General features: G+C 41.4%; 20 protein-coding genes and 1 pseudogene. 6 read left to right on the top strand and 15 right to left on the bottom strand.

All coding sequences use genetic code 11. The features are described 5' to 3' along the window. Positions 1 to 109: 109 nt before the first annotated feature. Together acpP and rpe are read right to left on the bottom strand one after the other, a co-directional pair. Positions 110 to 340: an acyl carrier protein gene (gene acpP / locus EDC41_RS12350; protein WP_006249478.1), complete on the bottom strand. Its 231-nt coding sequence runs from the start codon at positions 338 to 340 to the stop codon at positions 110 to 112. A 186-nt stretch (positions 341 to 526) separates the two neighbouring features. Next, the gene (gene rpe / locus EDC41_RS12345) at positions 527 to 1,204 is read right to left on the bottom strand and encodes a ribulose-phosphate 3-epimerase (protein ID WP_006251580.1); all 678 of its coding nucleotides are present in this window, start codon (positions 1,202 to 1,204) and stop codon (positions 527 to 529) included. 193 nt (positions 1,205 to 1,397) lie between these two features. On the opposite strand from rpe, the gene EDC41_RS12340 reads away from it, so the two are divergent. From EDC41_RS12340 to EDC41_RS12320, 5 genes are all read left to right on the top strand, one after another. After that, complete coding sequence (locus EDC41_RS12340; RefSeq protein WP_006249480.1) at positions 1,398 to 1,670, top strand: type B 50S ribosomal protein L31; 273 nt, start codon at positions 1,398 to 1,400, stop codon at positions 1,668 to 1,670. Between the two features lie 8 nt (positions 1,671 to 1,678). After that, positions 1,679 to 1,804 (top strand): type B 50S ribosomal protein L36, encoded by a 126-nt coding sequence (gene ykgO, locus EDC41_RS12335; RefSeq protein ID WP_006249481.1) that lies wholly within the window; start codon positions 1,679 to 1,681, stop codon positions 1,802 to 1,804. A 179-nt stretch (positions 1,805 to 1,983) separates the two neighbouring features. Beyond that, the gene (locus EDC41_RS12330; RefSeq protein ID WP_006249482.1) at positions 1,984 to 2,757 is read left to right on the top strand and encodes an amino acid ABC transporter substrate-binding protein; all 774 of its coding nucleotides are present in this window, start codon (positions 1,984 to 1,986) and stop codon (positions 2,755 to 2,757) included. 82 nt (positions 2,758 to 2,839) lie between these two features. Continuing rightward, positions 2,840 to 3,556, top strand: coding sequence for an amino acid ABC transporter permease (locus tag EDC41_RS12325; protein ID WP_006249483.1), 717 nt, complete (start codon positions 2,840 to 2,842; stop codon positions 3,554 to 3,556). Between the two features lie 9 nt (positions 3,557 to 3,565). Further along, positions 3,566 to 4,318, top strand: coding sequence for an amino acid ABC transporter ATP-binding protein (locus tag EDC41_RS12320; RefSeq protein WP_006251583.1), 753 nt, complete (start codon positions 3,566 to 3,568; stop codon positions 4,316 to 4,318). A gap of 215 nt (positions 4,319 to 4,533) precedes the next feature. Here EDC41_RS12320 and EDC41_RS12315 read toward each other — a convergent pair whose 3' ends face one another. From EDC41_RS12315 to ubiE, 12 genes are all read right to left on the bottom strand, one after another. Next, complete coding sequence (locus EDC41_RS12315; RefSeq protein ID WP_006249485.1) at positions 4,534 to 5,067, bottom strand: YggT family protein; 534 nt, start codon at positions 5,065 to 5,067, stop codon at positions 4,534 to 4,536. Positions 5,068 to 5,172: 105 nt separating this feature from the next. Next, the gene (locus tag EDC41_RS12305) at positions 5,173 to 5,514 is read right to left on the bottom strand and encodes a YggL family protein (protein ID WP_006249486.1); all 342 of its coding nucleotides are present in this window, start codon (positions 5,512 to 5,514) and stop codon (positions 5,173 to 5,175) included. Positions 5,515 to 5,537: 23 nt separating this feature from the next. After that, complete coding sequence (trmB, locus tag EDC41_RS12300; RefSeq protein WP_006251584.1) at positions 5,538 to 6,287, bottom strand: tRNA (guanosine(46)-N7)-methyltransferase TrmB; 750 nt, start codon at positions 6,285 to 6,287, stop codon at positions 5,538 to 5,540. 9 nt (positions 6,288 to 6,296) lie between these two features. Then, positions 6,297 to 7,247: a beta-ketoacyl-ACP synthase III gene (locus EDC41_RS12295; RefSeq protein WP_020824270.1), complete on the bottom strand. Its 951-nt coding sequence runs from the start codon at positions 7,245 to 7,247 to the stop codon at positions 6,297 to 6,299. A gap of 145 nt (positions 7,248 to 7,392) precedes the next feature. Then, positions 7,393 to 8,412 carry a porphobilinogen synthase gene (hemB, locus tag EDC41_RS12290; RefSeq protein ID WP_006251586.1) on the bottom strand — a complete coding sequence of 340 codons (1,020 nt, stop codon included), beginning with the start codon at positions 8,410 to 8,412 and terminating at the stop codon, positions 7,393 to 7,395. A gap of 80 nt (positions 8,413 to 8,492) precedes the next feature. Then, complete coding sequence (tatC, locus tag EDC41_RS12285; RefSeq protein ID WP_006251587.1) at positions 8,493 to 9,248, bottom strand: twin-arginine translocase subunit TatC; 756 nt, start codon at positions 9,246 to 9,248, stop codon at positions 8,493 to 8,495. After that, positions 9,235 to 9,879, bottom strand: a complete 645-nt coding sequence (gene tatB, locus EDC41_RS12280; protein ID WP_006249492.1) for a Sec-independent protein translocase protein TatB — start codon at positions 9,877 to 9,879, stop codon at positions 9,235 to 9,237. Before tatB ends, tatC begins: the two co-directional genes overlap by 14 nt. 3 nt (positions 9,880 to 9,882) lie before the next feature. Next, positions 9,883 to 10,104 (bottom strand): Sec-independent protein translocase subunit TatA, encoded by a 222-nt coding sequence (tatA, locus tag EDC41_RS12275; protein ID WP_006249493.1) that lies wholly within the window; start codon positions 10,102 to 10,104, stop codon positions 9,883 to 9,885. 110 nt (positions 10,105 to 10,214) lie between these two features. After that, positions 10,215 to 11,852 carry a ubiquinone biosynthesis regulatory protein kinase UbiB gene (gene ubiB, locus EDC41_RS12270; protein WP_006249494.1) on the bottom strand — a complete coding sequence of 546 codons (1,638 nt, stop codon included), beginning with the start codon at positions 11,850 to 11,852 and terminating at the stop codon, positions 10,215 to 10,217. Between the two features lie 73 nt (positions 11,853 to 11,925). Beyond that, on the bottom strand, positions 11,926 to 12,894 hold the full coding sequence (locus EDC41_RS12265) for a PDDEXK nuclease domain-containing protein (RefSeq protein ID WP_289332338.1): 969 nt from the start codon (positions 12,892 to 12,894) through the stop codon (positions 11,926 to 11,928). A 169-nt stretch (positions 12,895 to 13,063) separates the two neighbouring features. Then, a complete protein-coding gene (locus EDC41_RS12260; protein ID WP_006249496.1) occupies positions 13,064 to 13,711 on the bottom strand; it encodes a ubiquinone biosynthesis accessory factor UbiJ in 648 nt (215 codons plus the stop codon). Positions 13,712 to 13,901: 190 nt separating this feature from the next. Next, complete coding sequence (gene ubiE / locus EDC41_RS12255; RefSeq protein WP_006251588.1) at positions 13,902 to 14,690, bottom strand: bifunctional demethylmenaquinone methyltransferase/2-methoxy-6-polyprenyl-1,4-benzoquinol methylase UbiE; 789 nt, start codon at positions 14,688 to 14,690, stop codon at positions 13,902 to 13,904. A gap of 296 nt (positions 14,691 to 14,986) precedes the next feature. Here ubiE and corA point away from each other — a divergent pair, with 296 nt between their 5' ends. Next, positions 14,987 to 15,940, top strand: coding sequence for a magnesium/cobalt transporter CorA (gene corA / locus EDC41_RS12250; protein WP_006249498.1), 954 nt, complete (start codon positions 14,987 to 14,989; stop codon positions 15,938 to 15,940). A 25-nt stretch (positions 15,941 to 15,965) separates the two neighbouring features. On the opposite strand, the pseudogene EDC41_RS12245 reads toward corA, so the two are convergent. Beyond that, a pseudogene (locus EDC41_RS12245) lies at positions 15,966 to 16,038 on the bottom strand (IS1595 family transposase); the annotation flags it as partial.

Below are 16,038 nucleotides of genomic sequence, written 5' to 3'. Positions count from 1 at the left end.
TTTTTGTTTAGATTGATTTTTGACACTCATATTCTAAACGGGAAACTCTCACTTTTTAGAGTGAATTGTCAGATCAAGTCTGATCTTCTACACCTAACATTAATTCAGATTATTGATTGTTTTGAACGTAATCAATTGCTGATTGAACTGTAGTAATTTTTTCAGCTTCTTCATCTGGAATTTCGATATCGAATTCTTCTTCTAAAGCCATTACTAATTCAACAGTGTCTAAAGAATCTGCACCTAAATCTTCAATGAATGAAGCTTCTGGTTTTACATCTTCTGCTTTCGCGCCAAGTTGATCAACAATGATTTTTTTTACGCGTTCTTCAATGCTCATTTTGTTTTTCCTATAGTGAATATCGCATAAGTGCGAGAGTTAAATAGTGTAATCGAAATAAGTTTAAATACAACCTTTTATAAAAAGGTCAAACCAGACTATTCCTATACACCAGAATATATCTGTTTTTCCATTCTATCATTATGTTTGTGTTTAATCTATAGAGATAAATCAAATTTCATTTGATTACCCTACTTTCCGTAATTCATCTCGCATTTGTGCAATCACTGCTTGATAATCTGGCTGGTCAAAAATCGCAGAACCTGCCACAAACATATCTGCTCCTGCGGCTGCAATGTCGGCAATGTTATTTATTTTCATACCACCATCAACCTCTAAGCGAATGTTATAACCGCTCTCATCAATACGACGACGGACTTCTTTCAATTTATCTAAGGTGGACGGAATAAATGATTGTCCGCCAAAGCCCGGATTCACAGACATCAATAAAACCACGTCAACTTTATCCATCACATAATCTAAATAGCTCAATGGCGTTGCCGGGTTAAACACCAAGCCTGATTTACAACCTAAATCACGGATAAGCTGTAAATTTCGATCTATATGTTCCGTTGCTTCAGGGTGGAATGTAATATAATCCGCTCCGGCTTTGGCAAAATCCGGAATCAAACGCTCAACCGGTTTTACCATTAAATGCACATCAATCGGGCATTGAATGCCGTAATCACGTAAGGCTTTGCAGATCGCCGGCCCGAAGGTCAAATTCGGCACGTAGTGGTTGTCCATTACATCAAAGTGAATTAAGTCTGCACCGGCTTTTAACACCTCTGCCACATCATCACCCAAGCGAGCTAAATCGGCAGATAAAATAGACGGTGCAATTAAATAAGGATTCTTACTCATATTTCCTCACTATCAAAAAATAAATCTACGTTAGATTACCATAATTTTAACAGCGAAAAGAGTCTCTCTTCCTAAAAATCCGTTTTTTTACAAAACACCATAAAAAAGTTATGGAATTGTATTTAAAGTTCGTATATTATGTATCCCATATTTTAATTATGGTTAATGACCTTATCTAAATTCTGGAGAAAATATGAAAAAAGGGATTCATCCTGAAAATTATCGTGAAGTGTTGTTCTATGATGCCTCAGTGCAACAAGGCTGGGTTATCCGTTCTTGTGCGGCAACCAACAAAACAATGGTATGGGAAGATGGCAAAGAATACCCACTTTACACCTTAGACACCTCATCGGCGTCTCACCCTGTTTACACAGGTAAACGCCGTGAAGTGAATACAGAAGGTCGTGCAAGTCAATTTAAAGATAGATTTAAAGGCTTTGCTTCAACGCTTTCAAATCAAAAATAGAGGATAAAATGAAAATCTTAAACTCACTTAAAACCGCAAAATCACGCCACCCGGATTGCCAAATTGTCAGACGCAAAGGCAAACTTTATGTGATTTGCAAAACCAACCCGAGATTTAAAGCTCGTCAGCGTTAAAAACCAGCACCTTAATAAGCTAATTTATTAAGGTGTTTTTTATTTCATCTTCTCAATATTACCTATTTTAACCACATCAACGATTTTATTATTTCTTATTCCATTTAGTTATTTGCAAGCGGTCAATTTTCCCCTTAAATTTGCAAAAAATTTATTTTACCAATTAAAAGGAAATGATTATGTTGAAAAAATTATCAATTGCTGCATTAGCTCTTACCCTTTCTGTTTCTGCATTTGCTAAAGAGAGCCTACTTGAGCGTATAAACAACAAAGGGACTATTACTGTGGGTACGGAAGGAACTTATGCCCCTTACACCTATCACGATGCGAGCGGTAAATTAACCGGTTACGATGTAGAAGTAACCCGTGCGGTGGCTGAAAAATTAGACGTAAAAGTGGAATTTAAAGAGACACAATGGGACGCTATGTTAGCCGGTTTAAAAGGTGAGCGTTTTGACTTAGTGGCAAACCAAGTGGCTTTAACCAGCCCGGAACGTCGAGCGACATTTGATAAATCCGAATCTTACAGCTGGGACGGTGCCGCCTTATTAGTGCGTGAAGATGAAACTAAAATCAAAACCCCTGCTGATGTAAAAGGCGTGAAAACTGCCCAAACCTTGAGCTCAAACTATGGCGAGATTGCCCGTGAAAACGGTGCAGACATCGTGCCAATTGACGGTATGGCTCAAGGCTTACTGTTAATTCAACAAAAACGCGCCGATGCAACTTTCAATAGCCACTTGTCGCTATTAGATTACTTGAAAAAGAACCCGAATTCCGGCTTAAAAATTGTGTGGGAAAAAGAAGAAAAAGTGGGTGCAGGCTTAATTGCGAATAAAGGCAATGACGAAGCATTAGCGAAAATCAGCAAAGCAATCGTAGAATTACGTGAAGACGGCACGTTAAAAAAATTGGGCGAGCAGTTCTTCGGTAAAGATATTAGTGTACAATAATCCATATTGGATTAGGCTTGGGGCGAATTCGCCCCTTTTATTTTTAAATCTCCCTCAAAACGGGAGATTTTAGGTTTTTCAGATGTTAAACGATCTACTTCTCTCAATCCCCTTTATGACCCAAGCTCGGGTCGATTTAGTGCTAAGCGGTTTTTGGCCGATGGTACAAGCGGCATTTTTAGTCTCTATTCCGCTGGCAATCGCCTCATTTATTATCGGTATGTTAATTGCCGTTGCAGTTGCATTAGTGCGAATTAGCCCTGCAACAGGCTTTTTTCACCGCTTGCTACTGTGGCTGGTAAAAGGTTATATCTCGATTATTCGCGGCACGCCGATGTTGGTTCAGATCTGTATTGTGTTTTATGGTTTGCCTGCAATCGGCATTTTTATCGATCCGATTCCGGCGGCAATTATCGGGTTTTCACTCAATATCGGGGCTTATGGCTCGGAAACGATCCGTGCTGCGATCTCCTCCGTGCCAAAAGGACAATGGGAAGCCGGTTATACTATCGGTATGACTTATATGCAAACTTTTCGCCGTATCATTGCCCCGCAAGCGTTTCGAGTTGCTGTTCCGCCACTTAGCAACACCTTTATCGGTCTGTTTAAAGATACCTCTCTTGCCTCCGTTGTTACCGTAACCGAAATGTTCCGGGTTGCTCAACAGGTAGCGAATATGTCTTATGACTTCCTACCTGTTTATATTGAAGCCGGTTTGATTTATTGGTGCTTCTGCTGGGTGCTATTTTTAATTCAGGCGAGATTGGAAGTCCGCTTTAACCGATTTGTGGCGAAATAAGGAGGAATTGTGCTTAAAATTCGCAATATTCATAAAACCTTTGGCAACAACGCTATTCTACGCGGCATTGATTTAGATATTCAAAAAGGGCAAGTGGTAGTAATTTTAGGCCCTTCCGGTTCAGGCAAAACCACCTTTCTTCGTTGCTTAAATGCACTGGAAATGCCCGAGCAAGGCACATTGGAATTTAGTGGTAATGCTCCGCTGAAAATTGATTTTGCCGTAAAACAGAGCAAAAAAGAGATTTTAGCGCTACGCCGCAAATCCGGTATGGTGTTCCAAAACTACAACCTGTTCCCGCATAAAACCGCATTGGAAAATGTGATGGAAGGACCGGTATTTGTGCAACAACAAGCGGTCGAAATTGCTCAAAAAAATGCAAAAGCCCTGTTAGAAAAAGTCGGACTGGCGGATAAAGCAGAACTCTACCCGTTTCAACTGTCAGGCGGGCAACAGCAACGGGTTGGCATTGCACGAGCATTAGCAATTCAGCCGGAGCTGATGTTATTTGATGAACCAACTTCGGCACTTGATCCTGAGTTGGTGCAAGACGTGCTAAATACGATGAAAGAACTGGCAAATGAAGGCTGGACAATGGTCGTGGTTACTCACGAAATCAAATTTGCCCTTGATGTTGCCGATGTAGTGGTGGTAATGGACGGCGGTGAAATCGTTGAACAAGGCTCGCCACAGCAACTGTTTAACCACCCACAACACGAACGAACTAAACGTTTTTTAAATCAAATCAGAGCGGGTAAATAAGAAACGATAGCGCTAGCGTCCACGCTAGTGCTATCTAATAAATGGTACAAGCGGTTAATTATGTATAAATTGTTATACTGTTTTGGCACGAGCGTGGACGCTCGCGCCATCGTACAGTAAAATCAGCTAACAAGGTTCCCCATAAAGGATAAATAAGACAAGGCTCCTTAATCTTTTAGATTAAGGAGCTTATTTTTAGATTTTAGAAATCCGATTTAAGCCGCAGCCCATAGTCCACCAAAAATTTGGTAGAACAAGCTATTTAGTAGCAATAAGCCGAAACCTAGCACCATTACCGAGAAATCTAACATTCCCGTTCTTGGCAGGAGCTTGCGGATAAAACCTAACACCGGTTCGGTAATTTGTGCTACCGTGTAGTCTAATGGGTGGTTGCCTTGAGTGACCCAGCTCATTAATGCACGAATCAAGGTGGTGAAAAATAGAATTTGTCCGAAGGTTTTGACCACACTTAATAAGCCGATTAATACTGCTCTGGGTAAATCTACGCCAAACAGAATAAACTGTAACGTTACCAAAGCGGCGGCAATTAATAGTGCCGGAAAGCAAATATTTTTAACGGTTGGAATCAGCTTGCCAACCGGTGAAACCATCGGTTCGGTAATTTTAAGTAAGGTTTGTGAAATCGGTAAACGAGGATCAACCCGACAAAATTGCAGCCAAGTTCTTAGCACCAGCACAAAACTTAAAAAGCCAACAATAAGCGAAATAACAGGAGCTAAAAATTCCATCTCTTTTTCTCTTTCTATACAAAACAAGCGGTCGTTTTTTAGAAAAAATTTGCAAATTTTCAGTAAAATCTGACCGCTTGTATCTTATTAAATTAACTAGGCAAATTAAGCTTGTGCTGGGTAGTCCCACCAAATATCAAATAATTCGCTCACTTGAACCTCTTTTAAGCCGTTAGTTTCTAACCAAGTTTTCACTAATTGGCGGTGAGATTCATCACATTTGCCTAATTTTTCTAAGCAGACTAAACCTTCCCAGTTTAAGTAGCCGTTCGCTTCAAGGGCTAAACCGTTTGGTCGAATCACTTCATCGATAAAACGATCTACGGTTTCATCAATTTGGTCAATGCCTGTGCCTTCAGCAAAGGTGAATTTAATTAAGAAACCTAATTCTTGGTATTCACCTAAGTGCATTTTTTTACGTTGGCGTGCGTTACGTTGAATAGCCATTTTTTCTCTCCTCTATGAATAAATCATTTCTTTGTAAAATATAAATCCCACACCCCGTGTCCTAAACGATGCCCTCGCTCTTCAAATTTGGTTAGCGGGCGGAAATCCGGACGTGGAATAAAATCATTAGTTGCTGATGTATTTTGCAACTCGCTCTCAAATTGGCGTAATACTTCAAGCATATGTTCTGCGTAATTTTCCCAGTCGGTGGCAAAATGAATAAAGCCGTTAGGGCTTAATTTTCTGATCACACGGCTGATAAATTCAGGCTGCACAATACGGCGTTTGTGGTGTTTTGCTTTTTGCCAAGGGTCTGGGAAGTAAAGCTGTAAGCCACCTAATGTACCGTCAGCAATGCTGTCTCGCAAAATTTCGGTGGCATCGTGGCAAATTACTCTTAAATTCTTCACGCCTTTTTCTAACGCATAAGCGATACAAGCCCCCACCCCGGGCGTGTGCACCTCAATGCCGATATAGTTGCGATTCGGGTTTTGCTCTGCCATTTCCACCAGCGATTTTCCCATTCCGAAGCCGATTTCTAACACTACCGGGTTGTTATTGCCGAAAATCTGCTCAAAATTAAAGGGCATTGGCTGGTAATCTAAGCCTAAATTTGCCCAGTTGTTGTTCATCATATCACGTTGATAATCGCTCAAACGACCGGTACGTAATACAAAACTCCGCACTTTTCGTAAATAACGCCCATCTTCGGTAAACTCGGCTTGCTCAACGGTTTTACGTTTTTTATCTGCAAAAGTCTGTTTTTCTGACATTTTCTTGCCTTAAAACTTCACTAATACCGAACCCCAAGTCCAGCCACCGCCGAATGCTTCAAGGAGTAGTAATTGCCCACGTTGAATTCGCCCGTCACGCACCGCTTCATCTAATGCCACCGGCACTGTTGCTCCACTTGTATTGGCATATTTATCAAGGGTAACCACCACTTGATCCATTTCCATCTCTAATTTTTTCGCCGTTGCGGTAATAATGCGTAAATTCGCTTGGTGCGGAATCAGCCAATCTAAATCGGATTTTTGTAGATTATTCGCTTCTAAGGTTTCTTCTACCACGCTTGAAAGTTGGTTTACCGCAATTTTAAAAGTAGCATTGCCTTGCATTTCAATAAAGCCGGAACGCTCTTCGCCACGTTTTTGGCTTCTTAAAGTTAAGTTATTCTCTAAATCCGGCGAAGCGTGTAAATGGGTCGAAATAATACCTGGCTCTTCACTCGCTTCTAAAATCACCGCCCCTGCTCCGTCACCAAATAACACAACCGTGCTGCGGTCGGTTTCGTCCAGCATTCTGGAGTTGATGTCTGAACCAATCACCAATGCCTTTTTCACTTGCCCGTTACGCACGAATTGATCAGCGACAGTTAAAGCATACACAAAGCCGGTACAAGCCGCCGCCACATCAAAAGCAATCGCATCTTCAATCTGAAGCAAACCTTGAATTTGGCAAGCTGCACTTGGGTAAGCGTGGGAGTTGGTAGTTGTTCCCACCACAATTAAATCAATGTCATTTGCCTCAATTCCTGCCATTTCCAGTGCTTGTTGAGCGGCTTTTGCCCCCATTGTTGCCACTGTTTCGTCAGGCTCGGCAATACGGCGTTCACGAATGCCGGAACGGGTTACGATCCATTCATCAGAGGTATCGACCATTTTTTCTAAATCAGCATTGGTACGCACCTTTGTCGGTAAATAGCTTCCCGTTGCTAAAATTCTACTATTCATATTTTTATTATTCTCAATCAATTAAATGATAATCCGTTATTATAGCTTGAAAACCAACAAATATATAGGCTTTACAAGCGGTCATTTTTAGCAAAAAAGTTGCATTCACGAACGATTTTGCACTAGAACCACCTCTTGCTAGTATTTATTTCGCTTGAGCCTCTTCGTATAGCCACTTCGCTACTCGCTTGGCGAAATAAGTTAGAATACCGTCTGCTCCTGCCCGTTTAAAGCAGAGTAATCCCTCCATAATGCACTCACGCTCTTTCAGCCAGCCGTTTTGGATTGCCGCCATATGCATCGCGTATTCGCCCGAAACTTGGTAGGCGAAGGTTGGCACGCCAAAATTCTCTTTCACACGCCACACCATATCCAAATAAGGCATACCCGGTTTCACCATCACCATATCTGCCCCTTCTTGAATATCCATCGCCACTTCGTGCAAGCCTTCGTTGCCGTTAGCCGGATCGACTTGGTAAGTGTATTTATTACCGCCTTTTAAGTTGCCGGCAGAACCTACTGCATCACGGAACGGTCCGTAATAATTAGACGCATATTTAGCCGAATACGCCATAATTTGCGTATTGATAAAACCGTTTTGCTCAAGGGCTTCACGAATTTTGCCGATTCGACCGTCCATCATATCGCTCGGGGCAACAATATCCGCCCCCGCTTCTGCGTGCGATAACGCCTGTTTTACCAATACTTCAGTAGTCACATCATTCAGTACATAGCCTGTTTCATCAATAATGCCGTCTTGTCCGTGCGTGGTAAACGGGTCTAACGCCACATCAGTAATCACGCCTAATTCCGGAAATTGAGCTTTTAAAGCTCGCACGGCACGCTGTGCCAACCCTTGCGGGTTATAGGCCTCTTCTGCCATCAGTGATTTTTTCGCATCACCCACCACAGGGAAAAGAGCCACCGCAGGCACGCCATATTTAACCAGTTCTGCGGCTTCAACTAAAAGCTGGTCGATAGTTAAACGCTCTACACCCGGCATAGAAGGCACTTGTACTCGCTGATTTTCCCCTTCGATGACAAAAACAGGGTAAATCAAATCATTAGCGGTAAGTTGATTTTCTGCCACTAAGCGGCGGCTGAAATCGTGCTTGCGTAAACGACGCATACGGCATAAAGGATATTGGGATTGAATTACTTGCATTTTTAATTTCCTAATTCTTAAAATACCTATTCTTGAAATAAGAAAGGCATAGCAAACAGGTGCTATGCCTTTTCAAAATATTACTGTGCAACCTGCTCTGATGGTTCATCATCATCTTTGGGGCGATAAAACCGAGCAAATAGCACACCAACTTCAAACAATAAACACATTGGAATTGCCAATAATGTTTGCGAGAAAATATCTGGTGGGGTGAGCAACATACCAATTACAAATGCTGCCACAATAATATAAGGGCGTTTTGCCTTTAAATCTTCGGGTGTGGTTACGCCTGCCCAACATAACAAGATAATCGCAACCGGCACTTCAAAGCAGATCCCGAATGCCATAAAAATGGTTAAAACGAAATCAAGATAGCTACTAATATCCGTTGCCATTGTTACCCCTTCCGGAGCGGTAGAGGTTAAAAAGCCAAATACAAGCGGAAACACAATATAATAGGCAAAAGCGACACCACAATAAAACAGCAATGTGCTAGATACCAATAATGGGTAAACCAAACGCTTTTCCTGCTTGTATAAAGCAGGGGCGACAAACGCCCAAATTTGGTACAAAATAAAAGGAACTGATAAAAACACCGAAACCACAATGGTTAATTTAATTGGGGTAAAAAACGGAGTGGCTACATTGGTTGCAATCATTGTTGCACCGTCTGGTAAATTGTCCGTTAAAGGTGTTGCCAATAAGGTGTAAATATCATTGGCCCAGTAAACCAATCCGCAAAACACCAAGAGCACACAGATAAAACTACGCAGTAATCGGTTTCTCAGCTCAATTAAATGTGTAATCAGAGGTTGAGACTCATCAACTTGCGACATTATTTGCCTCCGATTTCTGCGCTGATTCTGATGATTGAGGCGTAGCTAAATCATCATCTGGCGGATAGTAAGATTCCAACGTTAAAAGCGATTCGTCCATTTCTGCTTGTTCAGCCAGCTCATCAGCCGAAAGTGGCTTTTCTGTCCGCGTAACATTAAGTTGCTCAGATAAACTATCCACTTCAAGCGGTTTATTTTGCGCATTTTTTTGCAATTCTTGCGCCTCTAACACCTGGCTTTCTTGCTCGATTTTTTGCTGAATTTCTGCGACTTGCTCATCGGTTAATTTAGGAATTGTGCTGCTTTCCGCAGCCGTTTTTTCCAACTCATTTTTTGCAGAATTAAGCGAATCTTGCAACTGGGTGGCTGACATTTTCAGATCTTCCACCGTTTTATTTAATTCTGGCGAAAGGGAGCTTAAATTCAACTCTTCTGCCTTTTTAATGCTCTCTTTTAATTCTTGCAGTTTCAGCTCTTGAGCCAGTTCATTTTGTACGTTTGCGGCTAAACCTCGAATTGTACTCACCCAGCCCATTACGGTACGAATCGCAATCGGCATACGTTTCGGGCCTAGCACCACCAAGCCCACAATCATAATCAGTACTAATTCAGAAAAACCTATATCAAACACGGATTAAGCCTGCTCTTTCTCTTTTGCTTTCTGCTCTGCTGAAATTGCATCTTTTGCTTCCACTTTTTCAAATTCAGCATCTTTTTTCTCATCTGCCATTGCTTTTTTGAAGCCTTTTACAGATTCGCCCAAATCCGAACCTAAAGTACGTAATTTCTTCGTACCGAAAAGTAATACGATGATTGCAACCACAATCAGAAGCTGCCAAATACTAATACCGCCCATAAAAACTCCTTTCATTTAATAGGGAATAGATAAAATAAAACGCTGTTTATTATATGTTACTTTGACATATAAAAAAGTAATTTTGCAAAAAATTTGTCAAAAACAACCGCTTATTTGCGTTGACTCAAAATCAATACCAGTGGAAATAAAGTTAATAACGGCACACTTAGCCATATCGGCAAAGATTCAAATTTCCAAAATGCGCCACAGATCACAATCGCTGAAATTGACAGCACAAGAAAACGGCTATTTGCGTTTGAATTCTGTGCTTTTAAACTTTCGTTAATTTCCGCTAAACGGAAATTAATTTGCTTTTGCTCTTGTAAGGCTTTAAACAATGCCTCCGGAAACTCCGCAAAATGCTCCCGATATTGCGGTAAACGTTGCTTAATGTCTCGAACCATCGCTTTCACACCTACCTGCTCATTCAGCCAGTTTTGTAAAAACGGTTTTGCGGTTTGCCATAAATCCAACTGTGGATAAACCTGCCTGCCCAAACCTTCAATATAAAGAAGTGTTTTTTGCAACAACACCAACTGCGGCTGCACTTCCATATTAAATTCTCTTGCCACATTAAACAGGTTGAGCAAAACGTGTCCGAATGAAATTTCCGATAACGGCTTAGCAAAAATCGGCTCACATACCTCACGAAAGGCTTGCTCAAATTTATCAATATCGGTATCCGGCGGCGTCCAGCCCGATTCCACGTGCATTAAGGCAACACGGCGGTAATCTCGGTTGAAAAATGCGACAAAACTTTCGGCTAAATAGCGTTTGTCATTGTGGTTCAACGTGCCGACAATCCCGCAGTCAATGCCGATATATTGCGGATTTTCCGGGTGTTCTCTGTTCACAAAAATATTGCCGGCGTGCATATCGGCGTGGAAAAAACTGTCACGGAATACTTGGGTAAAAAATACCTGCACACCACGCTCTGCCAGCAATTTCATATCGGTGCTGTTCGCTTCCAACTCGGCAATGTTAGACACTGGAATGCCATAAATCCGCTCCATCGCAATCAAGTTTTTATGGCAAAAATCTTGATACATTTCAGGCACATACAGCATTTCGCTATTTTCAAAATTCGCCCGAAGCCGAATGGCATTGTGCATTTCTTTGCGTAAATCCAGCTCGTCTAAAATAGTTTTTTCGTACTCTCGCACCACTTCAACCGCCCGTAGCCGTTTGCCGTCATTCGATAATTTCGGGATAAAGTGAGCAATTTCATACATCAACTCTAAATCCGCCTTAATCACCGGCTCAATGCCCGGGCGAATCACTTTTAACACCACATCTTTGCCTGCAAGCGGTTGATTTTGGTTAAATTTTGCCGTGTGAACCTGTGCAATCGAAGCAGAAGCTAAGGCAGTTTCATCAAAGTTTTCAAACCAAGTTTCAAGCTTTCCGCCCAAAGCCTGCTCGATAATTTGACGAGCGATTTTGCCGTCAAACGGTTCAACATTATCTTGTAGCAAGGCGAGCTGGTCGGCAAGCTCCGGTGCAAACAGATCACGTCTGGTAGCTAACATTTGCCCGAGCTTGATCCAAACCGGTCCAAGCTCTTGCAAAGCCAAACGTAAACGTACACCGTAAGGTTTGTCTGAATGTTGATTCTTCACCCAAAACAAAGCCTTACGCCCTAGCTTTATTTTGCGGGTAATTGGCAGATTCGGAATGGCTTCATCAATACCATAGCGAAGAAAAGTGCGGATAATATGGTAAAAGCGGTTGAGATTTTTGATGTTCATTGAAATATATATTTAATGGTAATTAGGAAGATTTTAGCAAAATTCTGTAAAAATTTAACCGCTTGTTGGGCTACTATGGGTATTTCTGCTCAAAATTCTCAATTTCTTTCTGTACTTCCGCAATAAGTGTTTGTTCAGAGGGGAGGTAAAGTTGGTATTGGCTGGCAAAAATTTTATTCTGATTTTCCGGTAGCGAAAATTTTACCACCGCATCATTTTTATCGGCACAAAGCAAGACACCAATAGTGGCATTTTCGTGCGGCAGTTTTTCAACTCGGTCAAAATAATTGACGTACATCTGTAATTGCCCCAAATCTTGATGGGTGAGCTTGTGGGTTTTAATTTCAAAAATCACAAAACATTGAAGTAAACGGTTGTAACAAACCAAATCGACAAAAAAATCATCACCGTCTAGGTGCAAACGCTTTTGGCGTGCGATAAACGAGAAACCGTTACCCAATTCTAGTAGAAAATCCTGCAAATGCGTAATGATGGCTTGCTCTAAATCCTTTTCGTAATAAGCACTTTCCCGTTTTAGTCCGAGAAATTCCAATACCATCGGGTCTTTAATGAGCTGTTTCGGATCAACCGGCTGCTGCTCATTTCTGGCAACAGCAAGCACACTTTCCTTATCATTACTGAGCAATAATCGCTCGTATAGACTACTATTAATTTGCCGTTCCAGCTGGCGTGAACTCCAATTATTCTTACAACTTTCAGCCAAATAAAATTCCCTTTTGTCAGAATCGGAGATTTGAATTAGACGACGATATTGTGTCCAATTCAATTGCGACCGCAGTGCGGTCGCAATTGGAAACGCACGATAAAACTGGCGATAACGCTCTAATTGACGGCTACAAAAACCACTTCCAAATTCTGGCTCAAGCTCTTTTGCGAGCATTTTAATCAGGTATGTTCCATAATCAGCACGCTCTTGCCCTTGTTGCTCCTGTTCAAAAATCCGTTTTCCGATGTGCCAATACATCAGCACACGTTGGAAATCTACCGCACGAACCGCATTTTCACGAGCTTGAGCAATAATTTGTTTAATATCTTAGATCATCGTTGTTTCTATTAACATAAAAGCCTCCGTTTTGGATTAAGTTTATGCTTAATCTATCCGGAGGCAATTTCTTTCACTCAACTTTTCGAGTCATATCACAATTTTATTTTGTTAAATTTAATTTTGCACAAACGCTTGCGTTTGAACATCAGCTTTGCTGATGGCTCGAAGAGCGAACGTAGTGAGTAAATTTTTGCTCTAATTTGAGCGCTTGTTGGGCAAGTTCTTCGACTTGGTCATAGAAATGCACCGCCTGTAAACGATGCACCAACACCGGTCTTTCTTGGATTAAATTCTCAACCAAATGTTGATTATTTTGCTCAAATTGAGCTTTTACTTTACCTAGCAATTTTTTAGCAAGATCGGTGCTAGTTTGAGCCACTACATCGCCAACAAAAGGGGAAAGCAGTTCGGCAGGGTCTTTTTCGAGCTGTTCAAGTAATGCAGTGAAATGTTGCAACACTTGAATATCGCCCGTCAGCACCAACGATTTATTATTAATCAGCTCGGTTAATTTTTGCTTATCCGCTAGTTTCGGCAGGGTGTCAAATGCCAGTTGCACCGTACAATCTGCTTCCCCCTCGTAGTTGCCAAGCCAATCGGTTCGGCTTTCGCTAAACAACACAAAAAAGTCGATTTTAGGCGAAGTTAGGGCGATTTTTAGCACTTTTCCGGACAATTTACGCAAATTCGGTTCAATATGAGGCGAGCGTTTAAGTAACGCATTAAAAGCGGTTTCAATCAGACCAAAGGTAAATTGCGGGAGCATTAATTGTTGTTTTACATTATTTAACATTCGTACCTACTTACCCTCTTCACTTTTGGGAGAAGGATAGATTGTTCTTCATTAAGAAGCAAAATCAGGGAGAGGGGTATTTGCAAAATATTGAATAAATATGACCGCTTGCCCCCTCTCTCTGCTTATTTCGCTAAACGCTCATAAGCGGTCTCTCTCCCACAAAGGGAGAGAGTCATTTAAGAGAAAACTAAAATTTATAACCTCTGTGTAATGCCACAATGCCGGCACTTAAGTTGTAGTAATTCACGCTTTCAAAGCCAGTTTGTTCCATCATTGCTTTTAGCTCGTCTTGTTTCGGGTGCATTCGGATCGATTCAGCTAAATAGCGGTAACTTTCGGCGTCATTTACCACCACTTCGCCCACTTTCGGCAAAATATTGAATGAGTAGAAATTATAAAGCTGGCTGATTGGGTCGATAATCGGTTTTGAGAATTCCAACACAAGTAAGCGACCGCCCGGTTTTAGCACGCGGAACATTGAACGTAGGGCTTTGTCTTTGTCGGTAACATTACGCAAGCCAAAACTAATCACAATACAATCAAAAGTGTTATCAGCAAAAGGCAAGCATTCGGCATTCGCTTGAACGTAGCTCACATTTCCAACCACGCCTAAATTGCGTAATTTTTCCCGCCCGACTTCCAACATTGAGCTGTTAATATCGGCTAAAATCACCTCACCACTTTCACCAACAATGCGAGAGAATTTTGCGGTAAAATCACCCGTGCCGCCGGCAAGATCCAGCACTTTTTGCCCTTTACGCACGCCACTGCAATCAATGGTAAAGCGTTTCCACACTCGATGAATGCCGAAAGAAAGCAAATCGTTCATTAGGTCATATTTGCCTGCCACCGAGTGAAACACATTTGCGACCAGTTGCTGTTTTTCTTCTTTCGCTACGGTTTTAAACCCAAAGTGGGTGGTTTCTGCCGATTGTTGCACTTCATCTTTAGGTGCTAATTGTTCTACATCGCTCATTTTCTTGTCTCTAGTTGCAAAATTTAGGCGTAACCATAGCAAAAAAGCGGTCGTTTTTCTTTAATTTTTTGCAAATTTTCTTAAGTAAATAACCGCTTTCTTGACTAGAAAAGCCAAATTCTGTAACATTCGCACACTATTTTTTCTTGAGGATTACACATTTTGGACAGTCATAGTCGATACTTACCCGTTTAACCTATCTTGTCTAACCTCAATGTTACCGACAAGGTCGGTAATGCTCGCCTAGTATCTTTGTTCCTTTTTGTTCCAAGCCTCCTAACTATTTGGAGCTAAACATGATCCGTGCTTTTGGACTAGATAACGCATGTTTAATCAGCGTTGATGAAACTAACCCAACTTTATTAAATGATGCGATTTGGATTGATCTCATCGATCCATCAGAAGCTGAACGAACCGTATTAGAAAACCGCTTAGACCAAACACTCGCTGAAGAACGTGAATTGGAAGACTTAGAGGCGTCTGCCCGTTTCTTTGAAGATGAAGACGGTTTGCACCTGCACTCGTTCTTTTACTGCTTAGATGATGACGATTACGCCGATATTGCCACTGTCGCCTTCACTATTCGTGACGGGCGTTTGTTTACCTTGCGTGATCGGGATTTACCCGCATTTCGCTTGTATCGAATGCGTTCCCGCCGTGAGAAATTGATTGACAGCAACGCCTATGAACTCTTACTCGATTTATTTGAGACCAAAATCGAGCAGCTTGCAGACGTAATTGAAGAAGTCTATGCTGACTTAGAAAAATTAAGTCGGGTTATTCTAAACGGTCAGCAAGAAAATGAGAATTTCAATGATGCCCTTTCTCGCTTAACTGAATTTGAAGATGCAAGTTCAAAAGTGCGTTTATGTTTGATGGATACGCAACGGGCGTTAAGTTTCTTACTGCGTAAAACCCGTTTGCCGAATAATCAGCTAGAACAAGCCCGTGACATTATGCGAGATATTGAATCTCTGCAACCGCACAATGAATCCTTGTTCCAAAAAGTGAATTTTTTAATGCAAGCGGCAATGGGTTATATCAATATTGAGCAGAACCGAATTATGAAATTCTTCTCGGTGGTGTCAGTGATGTTCCTACCTGCTACGCTGGTTGCTTCTACTTACGGTATGAACTTTGAATTTATGCCGGAACTTCATTTCCAATATGGCTACCCTATGGCGATTGGTTTAATGATTGTTGCCGCCTCCGCCCCTTATCTTTATTTTAAACGTAAAGGTTGGTTATAATTTATTTTGGGGCTGTCCTAGATAACTAACCTAAACTACCCTTAACCAATTGTTTTAAAAAGGATATTTGAGATTTTAAGTCACTGTGATTAAAACGC

This window comes from Mannheimia haemolytica (assembly GCF_004342115.1).
Taxonomy (GTDB): domain Bacteria; phylum Pseudomonadota; class Gammaproteobacteria; order Enterobacterales; family Pasteurellaceae; genus Mannheimia; species Mannheimia haemolytica.
Note: the sequence above shows the minus strand (reverse complement) of the source record. Positions and strands in the feature narration are given on the sequence as shown.